We start from the raw sequence: 17462 nt of genomic DNA, 5'->3' as shown, positions 1-17462 counted from the left end.
CCCAGACCCACGCTATTACGTTACGTGATGCTAGTCGGTTAGACTGATAAATTAAGGCTAGATATCTAAAGATATTTAGCCTTTTTTCGTTACCCTGATAAACATTCGGTTATGTCGCAAAATTATGCCGAAGTACAACCGTACTGATTTCCATCCCAGACACTGATGCATCTTACCTTCACTTTTCGGTGGCTTTGTTCGACTAGGTAGTTTAAATACTTAACTCGAAGCACTTCAATCAAGTAGAGCACCCTCCCCGTCAGCCAGAGTTAGACGTTGATATTATGCAGCGCTAACACATTGGCACCACTCATATCGAGCACCACCTTTTCAGGTAATCCGTTATGGCCTATTGCCTTAATGAAGAAGGCGCGAGCAGCTTTCTCATCACGGTGAGCGCACAGTAAAAAATCAATGACCTTGCCGTACTTATCAACGGCTCGGTAGTAATATTTCCACTGATCTTTGACATTGATGTATGTCTCTTCCATCCGCCACAAAGAAGCGACAGGCTTCTTTCTTCGACGAGCCTGATGTTCCAGGAAGGGAGCATATTTGATGACCCACCGATTGATGGTTGAGTTATCAGCATGGATACCCCGCTCAGCCATAATCTCTTCGATTTCACGGTAGCTAATTTTTTATAAGAAACGTAATAGCGAACAACCTGAAGGATGATGCTGGAAGGAAAGTGGCGACCGGAAAAGTTGATAGTCATAATGCTAAAGGTAATGAGTACTATCAGGGATCTTAACTAAGCACCACTGTTTGCGACACAACTCCAAAGTGGATGATAACCCCCTATATCGCCACAGGAGAGCTGATCCATGTACTAACAGACTACCAACAGCAAACTGTTCCGCTCTATGCCGTTTACAAAGAAAGCCACAGCCAGCCAGTCAGGGTAAGAGCTTTTATAGATTTTATTGCTGAAAGGTTGAGTCAGTCCCAATAATAAACACGGTTGTAAAATGCTATTGAACACCGTATTAATAATGTGTGGTATAAGAACTGTTTTGGTTTAAAAGTCATTTGGTTTAAGAGGTGTGAGATGTTCAGATTTAGCCAGTTCTTCAAGCGAAGAGCTATCCGCCGATACATTAAGGTACTCGGCCCAATGCTGCTCAAGTCTTATGGCCCAAGAGAGAGCTACACAAACGGCCAGATTTCAGCAGTGCTGGATAGCTCGGCCTTAAACCAACGCTATCAGAAATATGCGTATGCACTCTTTGGAGAGTTATATCCTGACCAACACCAGGAATTATCCCAGGGCTTGTTTAATGGCAATGCCTTTAACGCCCTTCAGGTTATCGCCATTGCCAAACCAACGGGCTGGAAAGGAGGCACGAACACCGACAACCTGTCTAACCACTATGGACAAAACAGCAGGTACTAAGTAAAAATGGAACCGATAGCAAAATACCGCCTTATTGATCGCCCCTAACCTGAAACACACCGTTACCCTGGCGGGTCGCAAAATGCATAAGTATCAGCCCTAAAATACTCGCCACCAACGCAGCCACCACGATACCCAATTTATAGTGATCATTCCCCAAACCGGACAGTTCACCGATAAACAAAGAGAGTGTTAATCCGATACTGCAAAAAATGGACAGGGCGAATAACATACGCAAATTCGTCGCTTCAGGTAATTCAAAGATCTTCATCCGCACCCCCAGCCAGACTGAGCCGAATACACCCAATGGTTTACCAATGAGCATCGCTATAGCGATGTAAGCAGCAACAGGGTCGATAACATTTTCTAAGGTAAAAGTACCAGCGAGCGACACGCCAGCGTTTGACAAAGCAAACATAGGCAGTACCAGCAAAGTCACCCCCCACTGCAACCCAGACTCTGTCCGGTGGCTAAGTGCACAGCCGCTTTGACTCAATGCGAACCCGATAACCACACCAGCTAAAACGGGATGAATACCCGCTTTGAGAAGTACAAACCACAAAATTGTACCCAAGGCCAAATACAGCGACAAGCTCTTAGCCTGCCGGCGAGTCAACCAAAATATCAATACGGTAATGCCCACAGACAAGCACAGGTACAGCACCTCAAACGTCGTTGTATAGAAAACAGCAATGGTGATAATGGCTAGCATGTCATCAAAAATGGCGACAGCAAGCAAAAACATTTTTAAGCTCACAGGGACGCGACTGCACAGCGACAGCAAACCAAGCGCAAGGGCGATATCTGTAGCAGTAACAATTGCCCATCCGCTACTCATTGGCGAGGCAAATCCGCCGATAAGAGCAAGGTAGATAACCGCTGGACAGATAAAGCCCGCACAGGCAGAAATCAAAGGCAGGACAATTGCCCGTTTGGTCCTAAACACGCCATGCTTGGCTTCATTACTTAGCTCTAGACCAACCATCAAGAAGAAAAGGACCATAAGCAAATCATTGACAAAAAGTTGCCATGATATGCCCTCGGCAAGTGGGTAGAGTTTGAATGCAGAATAAGAGGTTGGGTGAAGCGTTGCCCATACAAAAGCGAGTAAGCAGCAGGCAACCAGCAGCAGGCCACCTAGCCGATCTTTGGCCATTACAATTGCAGCTTTTGGCTTTAGAGAAGGCATCATCCTTGCTCCCAATATCAACTGGGTGAATAAACAATATTTATGTATTTAACGTAACCGACTTTGCCATTTTAAACAACGAGATAGATCGGTTTTCAAGTAATAACTAAAATGTAAATCTTCGGGATATAGGCGACTACCGCTCGGCAAGCCCCGACCACCATAACCTTTACCGTCACGTAGGCACAGAAATGCCAGTAAACGTGATTTCCAGCCCAGATATTCACATAATCAATGAATTGGCATCACCTCTCGCTTATTGCCTGCTAATACTCACACTATCGTCTAACAAAGGAGGCAACGATGCGACTTTTCAAAGTGAGCCGGTGGTTATGGATTACCGTTCCCATCGCCCTATCAGCACCAAGCTACGCAACGCTAGAAATTCCCTCTGATATTCAACCTCCACGGGGCACCGTCGGCGACAAATACCGCTGGATAATACCTATAGACTACGACGGCGAAGGCTCCCTAACATGGTCAAGTGAAAACTTACCGGACTTCATTTGGGTCAATGCTAATGGTGTGTTCTGGGCAAAACCTAACGTAGATCGTATGCCGCCACTAGGATCTGAAGGCTATTACCCAGACGTCACCTTCACCGTGACTGATGGTATAGAGACCAGCACATTTGGCCCCTTTACCTGGGTAGTCGAACCCAGCGGAAATGTTTCTGGAGATCTCATTTACCCGCGAATAGATGTACAAACCTCGGCCCCAGACATTCCCGAGGTTGTCCTCGCTACCGAGCAGGCTGCAGCATCTTTGTTATTCCAAGCGACATTTGGTCCCTCCCCCTCAGATCCTGGCCAACTGAAATCACAAGGGTTTGAATCTTGGTTTTACGAGCAGGTCAACGCTGCACCGAGCTACCACTTACCCCGTTATGATGATTACCTGGCCTACGGCGAAGAAGATTCAGCCACAACCCGTTATCGGGTCTGGTGGGACCGAAGCATCAATGCGCCAGATCAGCTCCGTCAGCGTATGGCCTTTGCCCTCAGTCAGATCCTAGTTGTATCGGAGAAAGATGCCACCCTTAGCCTTCATCCCAAGCTTCTTACTGACTACTACGATCTTCTCATCAAGTATGCGCTGGGGAACTACCGGGACTTACTCCTCGATGTATCACGCCATCCGGCAATGGGGTACTACCTAACATCAATCGGCAGTCAGCAAGAAAACCCCTTCGAGGGGATCCGCCCCAATGAAAACTACCCAAGGGAATTGATGCAGTTATTCACCATCGGGCTCGATGAACTTAAACCAGATGGTTCGCCATTCTTGAATGCATCAGGCGACCCAATCGCCACCTACACCGAAGCCGATATCGGTGAATTTTCGCGGGCGCTGACCGGCTGGCACCTGGCAAACAATACTGACTGGGACGATCTGAGCAACGGTGAACTTTTTGCGTCGATGCAGCCCAATGAAAGCCGCCATGATAGTGGCAGTAAGCAAGTGATGGGTATCACTTTTTTCAGTGGGAAATCAGCAGAGCAAGACTTAAACCTTGCTATCGATATCTTGTTCAATCATCCCAACACCCCGGCTTTTGTTAGCCGAATCCTTATTCAACGCTTGGTGACGTCGAACCCTTCACCTGACTACATCACGCGGGTCGCTAATGTCTTTCGCAACAACGGGCAAGGAGTACGGGGGGATCTCGCCATGGTCGCAAAAGCCATCTTGAGTGATGAAGAAGCCCGAAATGGTGAAGCATTCAAAGTCAAAGAGCCACTGATTGTCATGACCAATCTGGCCCGGGCGATGTCGATGCGAGGAAACATCGATGGTATTTACCAGGATCTCGATACCGCCGACGCCTACGGCCAAATTCCTCTCGGTTCCCCATCGGTCTTCAATTATTACCGCCCCGAAGACGTACCTGACGGTAGCTTGAAAGATGAAGGCTTAGTCGCACCAGAGCTAACCGTACTTAATGCTTCATCTTTCAAGGTCTTAAGTAACATCCTACATTCGGTGATTAGCCAGAATAAAAACTTCGAAACACCAGAAATAAATGAAAAAAATAAAGTCGATATTTCCGGTTGCTATAACATCAGCCACGTTTCCAACTTCGAAGAACAAATGGCCTACCTCGAGCAGACCTTCTACCACCAACCTATCAGTAATACCATGCTTGCCACCTACCGCCAGTTCACCGATTCAATAGGCGCTAGCAACGGCCGTATTCGCTGCAAGGGGATGATCTGGCAAACTGTCACCTCGCCTGAATACCTGATCCAGGAGTAACGATAATGAAAAGACGTGAATTTCTCAAAAAATCCCTCGCGACCGCAGGCATGCTTTCATTATCGACCGGTATTGGCATGCGCAATTTGGCCATGGCCGCTGGCGGTGACTACAAGGCGTTAGTGTGTGTATTTCTTGCCGGTGGCAACGATTCACACAATATGCTTATCCCAACATTCTCTACTCGTTATGATGAATACAGCGCTGCCAAAGGTGCACTGGCAATCGACAAAAGCCAGCTAGTGAACTTAGCGATGGACGGGGAGCTTGCCTTGGGTGCCCACCCAGCACTTAGCCCCCTGTCTGATTTATTTAACCAAGGGAAAATGACTGCCATCATCAATACAGGCAACTTGATCGCCGCCGGAGACAGGTCAGCGTTCGAGGCCAAGAGCGTACCGTCAATTTCCCGCCTTGGTTCTCATGCTGATATGCAGGCAGCCAAACGCAGTGGGTTTGTTGGCGGGGAGATAGACACGGGATGGGCAGGACGCCTACTCGATACTCTGGCAAGTCCTGTCTATGATTTCAGTCCGGGCTACAGTACCGGCGAGGAAACCAACTTCCTGCTGTCAAACAGCTACCAGCAAATATTGTTGTCGGAAAGTGCCAATATCAACGCCTTTGGATTGGCTGAAGGCCTTGAGCAAGCTTTCAAAGATGATATGGTCGTGGAGCGTACCAATCTGTTCAGGCAACAAATTAATCTCATAAAACAGCAGATGTTGTCATCGGGGGCTCAGCTAGACCCATTGCTGGAAGCAGAACTGTCGACGAGTTTTCCAAAATCATCACTGGCTAATAACTTGTCTTTGGTCGCAAAAGTACTCAAAGGCAATGCCGCTCTAAACCAACAAAGACAAGTTTTCTATGTCGTTCAAGGCGGCTATGACACCCATAACAACCAACTGGTAGCCCAAGATCGTTTGTACCAAGAGCTCGCTGAAGCATTAGCGGCATTCCAGGGCGAGCTTGATGCTTCTGGTCTAGGTAGCAACGTGACCACCTTCACCATGTCGGATTTCGGGCGCTCGCAGCTCACCAACGGAACAGGAACCGCCCACGGCTGGGCAGGCCATGAGCTGGTCATGGGTGATGCCGTTATTGGCGGTCGGTATTACGGCGACATGCCCGACTTGATCCATGATGGCAACTGGTCAATCAACAATAATGGTCGCATGATCCCGACAACCTCCGCCGATCAAGTCGCCGCAACGCTTGCCCATTGGTTTGGGACACCGACAGACTCACTTGATAACCTCTTCCCAAATCTAGCAAACTTCAACCAGAAAACACTGGGATTTTTGAGCTAAGCCACCGATATTGCCGCTCCAAACGGGGCGGTAATACACCGAACTTAACAACCTAGTTCGTTTGGAGATAAGCCGTATTGCAAAAGAAGCTGAGGGCGATGTAATACCAATCTGGATAAGTCGTTGTTCAAATATTTATGTAGGTTGGTATAAGAACGCGTAAAGCGCTGCATTCTTTCTGAACGAAAAAACGGCCCAAATCAAGGACCGTTCATATGAGTAAGACTCATTATCCAGCTCGCTCCAAACACCTTAAGTGATAGGAGTTAGCTCATTGAGCAGGCTTTTCGTGTAAAGCGTGATTAAAACAATCGGTTTACTGCGACCAATCGTTAATACCCAAAGGCTAACCGGTCACGTTTTCAATAAACGTCGCCAGCTCATTTACCGCTTGCTGGTTAGTTGATTGCACGGTTACTTGCGTCCCCTGAACAAGCGCTAACGTCTGTAACTTGAATAGGTTTTTAGCTGTTGCTGTTTTGCCGTTAGAAACGATTTCAATTTCTTCAGCATACTTTTTAGCCGCTTTCACGAACTTGGCTGCTGGTCGGGTATGGAGGCCACTTTCTGCTGAAATCAGGACGTTTTTCTTAAACATATAACACTCTCCGTAGTTATCTATTTGTTTTTGTACCGATTATTTCTGACAGATTCTGGGATATCCACTCAAGATAGGAATAAAAAAGCCATGGAGATCTCCAAAGTGGGATCTAACCATGGCTCTATCATGCAAAAGCGGTAAATACGTTAATTATCGCTTGATAGCGCGCACGCGGAACGAACGGCCTTTCATCTTACCGTTTTCCAACTTCTTCAGTGCCACGCGAGCAACATCGCTTTTCACTGCAACATAGGCAACCATATCGAAGACATTGATCTTACCAACTTGATCACCACGGATACCGTTATCGCCCGTTAGTGCACCAAGAATGTCACCAGGACGAACTTTCTGCTTCTTACCACCAAGAATTTGTAACGTCGTCATCGCTGGACGGAAGGTCGGTTGGTTTAACAACGACTCTGAAGGCAATGCCTCACCAACAATGTCTCTCTCCAAATAGTCTTCCAGCAGAGCAACCTTATAGTGCTCTTTATCACTGATGAAAGAGCATGCAACACCCTTGCTACCCGCACGACCGGTACGGCCAATACGGTGAACGTGCACCTCAGTATCACGCGCAAGGTGATAGTTGATCACACAATCCAGCGCTTCGATATCCAAACCACGTGCAGCAACATCTGTTGCAACCAGCACAGAGGTACTCTTGTTAGCAAAACGTACCAAGGTTTGGTCACGCTCACGTTGCTCCAAATCGCCGTGCAACGCCATTGAACTGAAACCGTAATACTCCAGCTCATCAGACACTTCTTGTGCTTCACGCTTAGTATTACAGAACACGACGCTCGATTCTGGTTTGTGCAGGGACAGCAACAAGCGAAGCGCCGTCATACGGTCTTCGTTGGAGTCTACATGGTAGAAGTGCTGATCGATGGTGTTTTCATCATGGGTAGACTCCACCTTCACCATCACTGGCTTATGCATGATATCGCGAGCGATAGATTCAATCTGCTTAGGGTACGTTGCACTGAATAGCAAAGTCTGGCGATCAGCCGGCGCTGCATCGACAACAGCATCCAAAGCATCTTGGAAGCCCATCTCTAGCATGCGGTCAGCTTCATCAAGTACCAACAGATTCAGATCGTCAAGAGATAGGTAACCTTTACGTAGGTGCTCTTCCACACGGCCCGGAGTACCGACAATAATATGGGCACCGTGCTCAAGAGAGCCAATTTGCGGACCAAATGGCATACCACCACACAAAGTCAGCACTTTGATGTTGTGGATTGAGCGTGCCAGTTTACGGATTTCCTTTGCAACCTGATCTGCTAGCTCACGCGTTGGGCACAATACCAATGACTGGATACGGAAGCGCTTAACATTAAGATGGTCAAGCAAGCCCAGACCAAAAGCGGCCGTTTTACCCGAACCTGTTTTACCCTGAGCGATTACATCCTTGCCCGCCAAAATATGTGGCAGACTTTGGCTCTGGATAGGAGTCATCGATTCATAACCCATCGTTTCTAGGTTAGAGATCAGATCAGGTTTTAGATTCAAAGTTGAAAACGCGTTTTTGCTCACGGGTAATATCCTGTCATCGCCTGTACGTTGAAAGACTATTTCACAGGCTTAAGAAACACTGACAACACCAGCAAGACATTCATCTACCCCACCCTGTTGTCGCAAGGGATGCGACACTATCAGTCTTGGGTAAAAAAAGATAGAGTTCGACGGTTAAACTCGTCTCTTTTTCGCCAATCGACGCCTCCCTCCGATAGTTCCCACCAGTCATGTTGCACGGGTTACACCGGCGATAAATTCAACAATGAATAAAGCCGGTCCATCACTATTGAGTAAATGCCAGCACCATTTCGATGTAAGTACTTCGTAACTTTTTCGCTATCTCTCCTGGTTGACCGTCACCAATGGTCTTGCCATCTATTGCGACAACAGGCCAAACAAAGGTGGTAGCTGAGCTTACAAATGCCTCTTTTGCCTCGTACGCTTCTTCAATGGTGAAGGCACGCTGTTCAAGCTCTATTTGGCAATCCTCAGCCACTTTTAATAACGATGCTCGAGTTATTCCATGCAAAATGTCATTGCTTAAAGGCCGAGTAATGATCTTATTATCATGAGTAACGATGTAGGCATTGCTAGAGCCACCTTCGGTAACAAGCCCATTTTCAATTAACCAAGCGTCATCAGCACCCGCCTGATGCGCGAGATGTTTCGCCAAGCAAGCTGGCAGTAAGCTGGTCGTTTTGATATCTCGCCTGCGCCACCGGATATCCTCCATTGAGATCACTTTAATCCCTTCTTTAGCCGCCTGACTATCGAGCAAGGCACGCTGCTGGGTAAATAGCACCAAAGTAGGCTTTATATCATCACTATAACTAAAGTCACGATCCCCTTCGTTACCTCGGGTAAGCTGCAGGTATATCCCTCCTTCAGTAAGTTGATTCTTCTCGATGAGGGTCCTTTGAATCTGGGTAAGCTCATCAGCACTAACAGGCAGTTTCATACCTAATTCTTTACACGAGCGCTCAAGACGAGCAAGGTGGCCCTTGTTATCGACAAGCTTACCAGCCAGTACTGCAGTCACCTCATATACAGCGTCGGCAAATAAAAAACCACGGTCAAAGATAGAAACGGTGGCGTCACTCTCGGCGACATAGCTTCCGTTCATATACACAATTCGTTGCATCATGTTATCCCCATAACTCAGTGCCGAAAGGCAGCATTTGGTTGTCCTTAAATTCAAATCCATGTTCAATGTCTTGGCTTAATAGCAAAGGGCCATCTAGGTCGACAATATCGGCACCTTGCGCCGCAACAAATGCCGGCGCCATACTCAGCGATGAAGAGAGCATACATCCCACCATCACAGCCAAGCCCATTCTTTCGGCTTCTTGCTTGAGTGCCAACGCTTCGGTTAAGCCACCCGTTTTATCAATCTTGATATTAATCATATCGAAGCGGTCTACCAACATTGCTAGGCATGTTCTATCGTGGCACGACTCATCGGCGCAAATTGGAATAGGCCTTGCCACCTCATCAAGCCAATGATCTTTATCTGCAGGAAAAGGCTGCTCTATCATGGCCACTCCTAACTTAAACAACTCCGGCACTACGCGCTCATAACTCTCTATATCCCAAGCCTCATTCGCATCAATGATGAGCTTGCTTGAAGGCGCCCCTCGACGAACAGCCTTAACCCGCTGTAGATCGTCTTCTCCCCCCAGCTTCAGCTTCAATAAGGGACGAAACGCATTGTCTGCCGCCATCTGCTGCATTTTTTCTGGCGTGTCTAACGAAAGGGTGAATGCCGTTTCAAGTGCATCAGGGACACAACCTAAATTCTGCCAAATAGAACAATGTTGTTGCTTACACTCAAGGTCCCAAAACGCGCAGTCTATAGCGTTACGCGCCGCACCGGGCGGCAACAGTTTTTGCATATCGAGCCGACTTGCTCCCTCTTCGACCTGAGAAGCTATAGAGCGCAGTTGGGCCTCAACACTGTCAAGCGATTCACCATAACGAGCATAGGGAACGCATTCCCCCCGGCCTGTTGAGCCTTGGTGCTCTAATTCAACAATCAATGTATTGACTTCTGTTTTACTGCCACGAGATATGGTAAATGCTCCACGAATAGGCCAACGCTGCTTGACTATGTTCAACTTCATAACGATGTCACCATGTAATCAACAATACGGGCAACACCTTGGCGGAAAGGATCGACAACAGGAAGACCAATTTGAGCCTCAAGCTTCTCCATGTAGCCATAAGCGTCTTGCTCTTCCAGCCCAGAGGTATTAACCGATACACCAACAAATTCCGCGCTTGGGTTAGTGAGTTTGGCGGCCTCCAAGTTCACCTTCATACATTTTACAATATCCGGTAATGGGTAATCAGGTAAGCCACGCATATGGGTACGTGTTGGCTCGTGACACAATACTAACGCATCAGGTTGAGAGCCATGGATTAAGCCCATTGTTACCCCAGCGAAAGAAGCGTGGAACAATGAACCTTGCCCTTCAATCACATCCCAATGATCAGGGGTACTATCCGGTGTGATGGTTTCTATAGCGCCAGCAATAAAATCTGCAACCACACAATCCACGCTTACACCAGAGCCAGTAATCAAAATCCCGGTCTGCCCCGTGGCACGGAAATCGGCATCGATATTATGCCGTTTCATTTCTTGTTCTATAGCCAAAGATGTGTACATTTTTCCCACAGAACAGTCAGTCCCGACGGTTAACAGGCGTTTACCTGTACGCTTCTTGCCCGTCGCCACAGGGTAACTCTGGGTGGGATAACGTACATCAAACAGTGTACGATTATATCTCGCGGCACAATCAACCAGCTCAGGAATGTCGGTAAGCTTGTTGTGTAAACCAGAGGCTATATCCATCCCCGCTTGCAATGCATCTAGTAATACACTGAGCCACCGCTCGGAAATCACGCCACCACGATTTGCAACACCAATAACCAAGGTCTTAGCACCAGCATCCACTGCTTGTTCTATCGAAATATCATCGAGGCCCACATCAGCATAACAATTTTCTAGACGCAGTTGCCCAACACAGTATTCTGGACGCCATGTTTTAATCCCCTGTGCAACCTTAGCGGCAAGAGGGTCCGCGGCATCACCAAGAAACAATAAATACGGTTTATTAAGATCCATCTCTAACTCTTCCTTAAATTAAATTAATTTATCATTAACTATAAACATCGAGATTAAAGTCACACAGGAACAGTGCAAAAATCGTGACAGGTTTTCAAATGCAGTGATTTATAAACAGATTTTCCCACCAAAACCTCACCAAAAAGCCATAAGCGCATGATTTAAATCAAAATTAAATCATTAACTCAATTTTATATAACACTGAAATAATCAAGATAAACCAAATGTTATACTTCTACAAAGTTAAAGAAAGTAACATTCGTAACCATTTATTCTTTTTTAACGTCATTTACCTTTTATCCAATAAAATTGGGACCTTTTTAATTAAAACCCACCTCCAGCGGTTAACAATTTGTTAACGTTTTTTCTTGTGTTTCTCGTGAGTCATTTTTATTGTATCTTTTTGGTGCATATAAACCTTTTCAGTGCACATTAACTGTGCTCAATAATTAATCAACCAATATTTCAGCCTTAGTTAATTTTACCTACTTCCTTTGAAAGCCTTATTATTGCTAGCTAAGCCATTGTCAAAAATAATTATTCACCTTATTTTACAAATGGCACTTAAATTGCATTTAGTTCACCATTGTATCTATTAACCTGGACGCGTTGGAACGATATAAATCGTCGTGCAAACCATACTATGATCACAGCGGAAGCCCTTATCGATTTAAATGCAATTAAGTTAAACTACCAACAGTTAAGTCAACAAAATAATCATCAACCATTAATCGCAGTAATTAAGGGTGATGCCTATGGGCATGGCGCGATAAAAATAGCCAAGGCGTTACCTAACGCAAACAAGTTTGCCGTAGCGCGGCTAGAGGAGGCGCTACAATTACGCCATTCAGGAATAAACCAGCCTATATTGTTACTTGAAGGGTGCTTTAACGGGCAGGACTTACAGCTTGCCTCGCAGTTTCAACTCGATACCACTATCCACCACCACCAACAACTGATCGACTTAGAAAACTATCCCCTGGTTAATCCTGTTACAGTCTGGGTTAAGGTCGATACAGGGATGCACCGTCTCGGTTTCTCCCCCTACGAAATCAGTGATGTCGTTGCTCGCATTCGCAGAACAAATAAAATTAAAGGTGAAGTCTGTTTTATCAGTCACTTTAGCAATGCGGATGAGCCTGACAACCCAAAAACCGAGCAGCAGATAGCTAGCTTTACTAGAGCAACCCAAAGTTATGCCGGTAACAAGAGCATCGCTAATTCTGCAGGGTTACTGTTCTGGCCTCACGCCCATATGGATATAGCGAGAACGGGAATTGCCCTTTATGGTATTTCACCGAGTGCTGAGCATATAGGTACAGATCATAACCTCACCCCAGTCATGACATTAACAAGTCGGCTTATTGCCATTCGTAAACACGCAGCCAATGAGCCAGTAGGCTATGGTGAGGCATGGCGTTCACCGACCGATACCCACATAGGTGTTATCGCCTTTGGCTATGGTGATGGATACCCGAGGCTGGTCCCCACCAACACCCCGGTATATATAAACGGCCGCACTGTTCCCATCGTAGGGCGAGTTTCTATGGACATGATGACCGTAGATTTAGGTTCCGCACACCAAGATAAAGTGGGGGATACTGTGGAGTTATGGGGTCAACACCTCCCCATTGAGCATGTAGCGAAAAACTTGGGCACCATTCCTTATGAACTCACTATAAAACTAACAAGTCGAGTCCATCAACGATTTATCCCAGAGGAATAGACAACCATCAGCATTGGTGTTTTATTTACAATAAAAGAAGTTTTAACTCTCACTTTAACTTAACAAAGGAAAAACTTGCTATCTTTATATTGTTGGGATCATAACCTCATCAATGTTTCAGTTCACTAAAATAGTCGTATGGAATTGCTAACCGGTTTCAAGTTTATTTCACACCGAAATAGATGTCTTGATGAGAGCCCAAAGGTGAACTTACTTAAGGATAAGCATTAGATATCACGTACGACCAATGTATTCAACGTTTTAATACGTATTAAAGCAGTAATAGATAGTATATAAATTTGTTTAACCCGTAAAATAACACCCTATAAACCAGGTAACCCTAAATAATAATTCATTGCAGATTAATTACAGCAAATCACACTAAATTAAATAGCAGCCAGAATATCGGGTAATAACACTTGGAATCACTATCTCAATCAGAAATATTTCAGTAAGATAATATTTAGGACACGCACAAGGAATGTAGTCATGAAAATAGGAATTATTGGTGCTGGGGCTGTTGGCGTCGGAGTATGTAACTACCTCCTCACACTAGGTAGTGTTAGTGAGCTTGTTCTATTAGATAAAAACCGAGAAAGAGCCGAAGGTGAAATCCTCGACTTCAGTCATACTGAGGCCCTCACTTTCTCGAAGAATACCGCTCTCACGGCTAGCGATGATTATCATGATCTCATTGATGCTGAAATCGTTGTGATCACCGCAGGCGCACAGATCAAAGATGGACAATCTCGACTTGATCTTGCCGAAATAAATAGCAAGATTGGCGTTGATATCGCTCGGCAAATCGAAAAAGTCGCGCCAAATGCTATCCTCATTGTCGTAACCAACCCTTGCGATATCGTCGCTTACTTCATCGTTGCGAATACTGGTTTTAACGCCAGCAAGGTTCTAAGTGCTGGTTGCCTTGTCGATACAGCACGGCTTATGACCATTATCGGTAAACGGGTTAAACTCGACCCAAAGAATGTCTTTGGATATGTGCTTGGCGAGCACGGAAGTCACTGTTTCACGCCAAAAAGTTTGATCAGTATCGCTGGACAACCTGCCGATTATTACTGTGAAACCAACCACCTTCCCTCTATCGACCCTACGGAGTTATTAGAAGCGGTAAAACAAGCCGGATTTGAGATTTTCAAGCGTAAGCAAAATACTGCCCACGGCATTGCCGCCAGTGTATTTAGGATTATTCAAGCTATCTCAATAAATGAACACTCGGTTCTACCAATAGGCACGATGGTCCGTGGTGAGTATGGTTTACACGATGTTGTTTTAAGCTTACCAACGGTTGTTAATGCGCAGGGGGCCGAATCAATACTTACTCACCCATTTACCGATTTGGAGCTTAATGAACTTGTTCAAATCGCTGACAGCTTAAAGATTTGCATCAACGATGTTCGTAAAAAAACAGGGTTAATTGGTTAGCGCTCACAGCCTTAAATCTAAAAATCCATCACTTTATATTACTGTCACAGAGAAAACAGGGCTCATTAAAATAATTTAGACCGCTCTCTATTCATATGAGCTTGAGTATTGAAGAGAGCCTGACTCTCTCGCTTCGAACGGAGAGCCTAATACCAATCTGGATAAGTAGTTGATCAAGTATTTATACCAATCTGGATAAGTCATTGATCAAGTATTTGCACTGGAAAAATCGTTGTTATCAAGGCAGATATTGCAGTAACTAGTGGCTCTAATTACAAAATATCTAACGCAGAGAACAGCGATTTTAACCTGCAAGACTGATCAAATACTTATGTAGGTTGGTATTATGTAGGTTGGTATAATACCACCCTAAATAAAAAAGGGATCTGATTGCTCAGATCCCTGTCACTTATAATCGAATTACCTTCCGCTTACTCACCTTTCGGCGTCAGCATCCCTTCGGTAATGATAAAGTCGATGATTGTTTCAAGCCCTTGGGACTCTTTAAGGTTGGTAAAGACATAAGGGCGATTAGGCCGCATCCGCTTAGTGTCTTCTTCCATTACCTCCAGTGACGCTCCTACATAGGGCGCAAGGTCAATTTTGTTGATCACCAGCAGATCAGAACGGGTAATACCCGGGCCACCCTTGCGGGGGATCTTCTCACCTTCAGCGACATCAATCACATAGATGGTGAGATCAGCAAGCTCAGGACTAAAAGTTGCACTGAGGTTATCGCCGCCACTTTCAACAAACACCACATCAAGGTTACGGTGCAGCTTGGCTAACTCTTCTACCGCAGCCAGATTCATCGAGGCATCTTCACGAATTGCGGTATGAGGGCACCCACCGGTTTCCACGCCAATGATCCGATCAGGATCAAGGGCCTCGGCCCTTGTCAGGATCTTGGCATCTTCCTGGGTATAGATATCATTCGTCACCACCGCGATATTCAGCTTATCGCGTATCGCTTTACACAAAACCTCAAGTAATGCGGTTTTACCGGAACCAACCGGACCACCAATCCCAATACGAAGTGGCTGCTTATATGTTTCCATAACATTCCTTATTATCTTATTGCCCACAAAGCACATCAGGCTTATGAACGGAACAAACGGGTATATTGTGTTTCATGCAGGCTGCTGGCTAGCGACACAATCGGTGTAAAACTGCCGATCATCACCTCATCGATCTGTGTCGAGATAGAAACCATCTCAGGAAACTGCAGGGTCAATTCCATCAAAGCCCGCTGACCATCGGTTTGCCCCAGCGGCACCAACTTTACACCTGCCATCACTAAATTTTCAGCCCAGCTCCAGAGGTACCCCTGCTTCATGGCTTCAGGGCTTATCCCCCATAAATAGCCTGCGACACACAGACCGACCAACTGATTAGGATCAGTATTGCTACCAAGGTAATCGTCAACAGGAATATCCAACTGCTTCAGCAGCACATTCAGCGCTTTCCCCCGCTGAATTTCTTCGGCCCGCAACTCCTTGGTTTCCCGACTTGAACAAAGCAAGTTACTCAATGCTTCGATGCTCGGTATATCGCGAGTTTCAATCGCTTGGTAGAACCTATCAATAAGGGGAAGCTCAAGAGTTGCCACGCTATAGCGCAATATGTTCTCCAACCACAGGACCATGGATACCCTGTTTTTTACCCACCCCGCCTCGACAGCCCACTCCAACCCTTGCGAATAGGTGAACCCACCAATTGGCAGCGAGGGGCTTATTAACTGAAACAAACGGTAGGTGGCAATGGGATCATCACCTCGTTCGACTTCCTTTATTCTCAGCTCCTCGGCCGCCATATTAAGCCACCAGCAAATAAACAAGGCTGGCAGAAGCAACACCAGCAGAAACCCAGCGGCTTGATGCAAATGCCGCTAACCGGTGTCCCAACAACATCAATGCCGATGCCGATATTGCCATCGCAACAGCAAACTGCGAAACACTACCGGTGGCCTCGACACCATGGGCATAACCATGACAAAAGATGAGGGCAACACACAGCGCCACTGCCATTCGAGTTACCACTTGGCTACCAGAAAACACTTGCCAAAGTGCAGCACTAACAACAAGTAACGACGCTGCAATCGCGCCCTCAATACCGCTTACCTCCCCCAAATTGAGTCCAACCACCATTCCGGTCACTAATGCGACTAACGCGACGGCCAATAAACTCAATTGGGTCGTGGTTTTCTTAACGGCAAAGAAAGCCAATGCGCCAAATGCGAGTAGCATAATGAGGTGATCGACACCGGTAATAGGATGCACAAGCCCGCTAAAGAATGAAGAATGCTCATGTCCGGGATGCGCCTGTACCGAAACCGGAATCACAAGGCTAAGCGCTGCCAACGATGAGGTAATACGGGTTGTTTTCATTGTCATATCCTTTTGCAAAAAAACGTTAGCTCTTTATTAGTGGTGGTGATGATGTCCGCCAGAGCGACCACCATAAGCACCGCCTTCTGGCTCTATCGGTGCCTTTTCAACCGTGACTTTAGCGCCTAGACCTACGACCATGTCGTCCAGTACGTGATCATGTTGGTAACGCACCCAACCAGCTTCAACCTGAAGCGGGACATGGCGATTTCCTAAGTGGTAGGCAACACGCGTCAAAAGGTAAGGATCATCACAATATATTGTTGATACCTGCTCATCGGCCGCTTTAACTTCCACTAAAGTGCCACAGCGACTCTTCAGCTGTTCGCCACCGCGCAGGATATGACCTCTAGGCAGAAATAGGCCTGCATCACGGCCATCATCTAGCACTACCTTCAACCGGCTTTTGATCCGACTATCAATCGGCAGACTCAAATACGCATCGGGCTGCACTGCCGCCTCTGTACTTACTTCAACCAACTCAATCATTTACAATTCCTTTGTTA

16 protein-coding genes and 1 pseudogene are annotated in these 17462 nt (G+C 46.2%); 6 read left to right on the top strand and 11 right to left on the bottom strand.

What is annotated here, in order from left to right:
• Positions 1 to 122: 122 nt before the first annotated feature.
• Positions 123 to 718, bottom strand: a pseudogene (locus ACVA53_RS01340) (IS6 family transposase).
• A 72-nt stretch (positions 719 to 790) separates the two neighbouring features.
• Here ACVA53_RS01340 and ACVA53_RS01335 point away from each other — a divergent pair.
• Entirely contained in the window at positions 791 to 955 is a 165-nt protein-coding gene (locus ACVA53_RS01335) for a hypothetical protein (protein ID WP_446504336.1), read from the top strand.
• A 96-nt stretch (positions 956 to 1051) separates the two neighbouring features.
• Positions 1052 to 1396, top strand: a complete 345-nt coding sequence (locus tag ACVA53_RS01330) for a DUF6559 family protein (RefSeq protein ID WP_255042666.1) — start codon at positions 1052 to 1054, stop codon at positions 1394 to 1396.
• A gap of 31 nt (positions 1397 to 1427) precedes the next feature.
• Here ACVA53_RS01330 and ACVA53_RS01325 read toward each other — a convergent pair whose 3' ends face one another.
• On the bottom strand, positions 1428 to 2588 hold the full coding sequence (locus ACVA53_RS01325; protein ID WP_255042665.1) for a Na+/H+ antiporter NhaA: 1161 nt from the start codon (positions 2586 to 2588) through the stop codon (positions 1428 to 1430).
• 300 nt (positions 2589 to 2888) lie between these two features.
• Between ACVA53_RS01325 and ACVA53_RS01320 the strand changes: the two genes are divergently transcribed.
• Both ACVA53_RS01320 and ACVA53_RS01315 read left to right on the top strand, forming a co-directional pair.
• On the top strand, positions 2889 to 4841 hold the full coding sequence (locus ACVA53_RS01320; protein WP_446504335.1) for a DUF1800 domain-containing protein: 1953 nt from the start codon (positions 2889 to 2891) through the stop codon (positions 4839 to 4841).
• Between the two features lie 5 nt (positions 4842 to 4846).
• A complete protein-coding gene (locus ACVA53_RS01315; RefSeq protein ID WP_255042663.1) occupies positions 4847 to 6154 on the top strand; it encodes a DUF1501 domain-containing protein in 1308 nt (435 codons plus the stop codon).
• A 346-nt stretch (positions 6155 to 6500) separates the two neighbouring features.
• Here ACVA53_RS01315 and ACVA53_RS01310 read toward each other — a convergent pair whose 3' ends face one another.
• From ACVA53_RS01310 to dgcN, 5 genes are all read right to left on the bottom strand, one after another.
• Positions 6501 to 6752, bottom strand: coding sequence for an HPr family phosphocarrier protein (locus ACVA53_RS01310; protein ID WP_255042662.1), 252 nt, complete (start codon positions 6750 to 6752; stop codon positions 6501 to 6503).
• Positions 6753 to 6905: 153 nt separating this feature from the next.
• The gene (gene dbpA, locus ACVA53_RS01305) at positions 6906 to 8294 is read right to left on the bottom strand and encodes an ATP-dependent RNA helicase DbpA (RefSeq protein WP_255042660.1); all 1389 of its coding nucleotides are present in this window, start codon (positions 8292 to 8294) and stop codon (positions 6906 to 6908) included.
• Positions 8295 to 8559: 265 nt separating this feature from the next.
• Positions 8560 to 9420, bottom strand: coding sequence for a D-amino-acid transaminase (locus ACVA53_RS01300; RefSeq protein ID WP_255042659.1), 861 nt, complete (start codon positions 9418 to 9420; stop codon positions 8560 to 8562).
• A 1-nt stretch (position 9421) separates the two neighbouring features.
• The gene (dgcA, locus tag ACVA53_RS01295) at positions 9422 to 10396 is read right to left on the bottom strand and encodes an N-acetyl-D-Glu racemase DgcA (protein ID WP_446504334.1); all 975 of its coding nucleotides are present in this window, start codon (positions 10394 to 10396) and stop codon (positions 9422 to 9424) included.
• Positions 10393 to 11400 (bottom strand): N-acetyltransferase DgcN, encoded by a 1008-nt coding sequence (gene dgcN, locus ACVA53_RS01290; protein ID WP_446504333.1) that lies wholly within the window; start codon positions 11398 to 11400, stop codon positions 10393 to 10395. The genes dgcA and dgcN overlap by 4 nt, the downstream gene beginning before the upstream one ends.
• A 643-nt stretch (positions 11401 to 12043) precedes the next feature.
• On the opposite strand from dgcN, the gene alr reads away from it, so the two are divergent.
• Both alr and ACVA53_RS01280 read left to right on the top strand, forming a co-directional pair.
• The gene (gene alr / locus ACVA53_RS01285; protein WP_446504332.1) at positions 12044 to 13126 is read left to right on the top strand and encodes an alanine racemase; all 1083 of its coding nucleotides are present in this window, start codon (positions 12044 to 12046) and stop codon (positions 13124 to 13126) included.
• 489 nt (positions 13127 to 13615) lie between these two features.
• Positions 13616 to 14569: a lactate/malate family dehydrogenase gene (locus ACVA53_RS01280; RefSeq protein ID WP_446504331.1), complete on the top strand. Its 954-nt coding sequence runs from the start codon at positions 13616 to 13618 to the stop codon at positions 14567 to 14569.
• Positions 14570 to 15000: 431 nt separating this feature from the next.
• On the opposite strand, the gene ureG is transcribed toward ACVA53_RS01280, so the two are convergent.
• From ureG to ureE, 4 genes are read right to left on the bottom strand one after another with little or no spacing between them, the layout of a single operon-like run.
• A complete protein-coding gene (gene ureG, locus ACVA53_RS01275) occupies positions 15001 to 15627 on the bottom strand; it encodes an urease accessory protein UreG (protein WP_446504330.1) in 627 nt (208 codons plus the stop codon).
• Between the two features lie 41 nt (positions 15628 to 15668).
• Complete coding sequence (locus tag ACVA53_RS01270) at positions 15669 to 16382, bottom strand: urease accessory protein UreF (protein WP_255042644.1); 714 nt, start codon at positions 16380 to 16382, stop codon at positions 15669 to 15671.
• Between the two features lies 1 nt (position 16383).
• A complete protein-coding gene (locus ACVA53_RS01265) occupies positions 16384 to 16956 on the bottom strand; it encodes a HupE/UreJ family protein (RefSeq protein ID WP_446504329.1) in 573 nt (190 codons plus the stop codon).
• A 36-nt stretch (positions 16957 to 16992) separates the two neighbouring features.
• Positions 16993 to 17445, bottom strand: a complete 453-nt coding sequence (gene ureE / locus ACVA53_RS01260) for an urease accessory protein UreE (RefSeq protein ID WP_446504328.1) — start codon at positions 17443 to 17445, stop codon at positions 16993 to 16995.
• Between the last annotated feature and the right edge of the window lie 17 nt (positions 17446 to 17462).

The organism is Photobacterium sp. DNB23_23_1, from assembly GCF_052873815.1.
The sequence above is the reverse complement of the archived record's forward strand: the minus strand, read 5'-3'. Positions and strand labels throughout refer to the sequence as shown.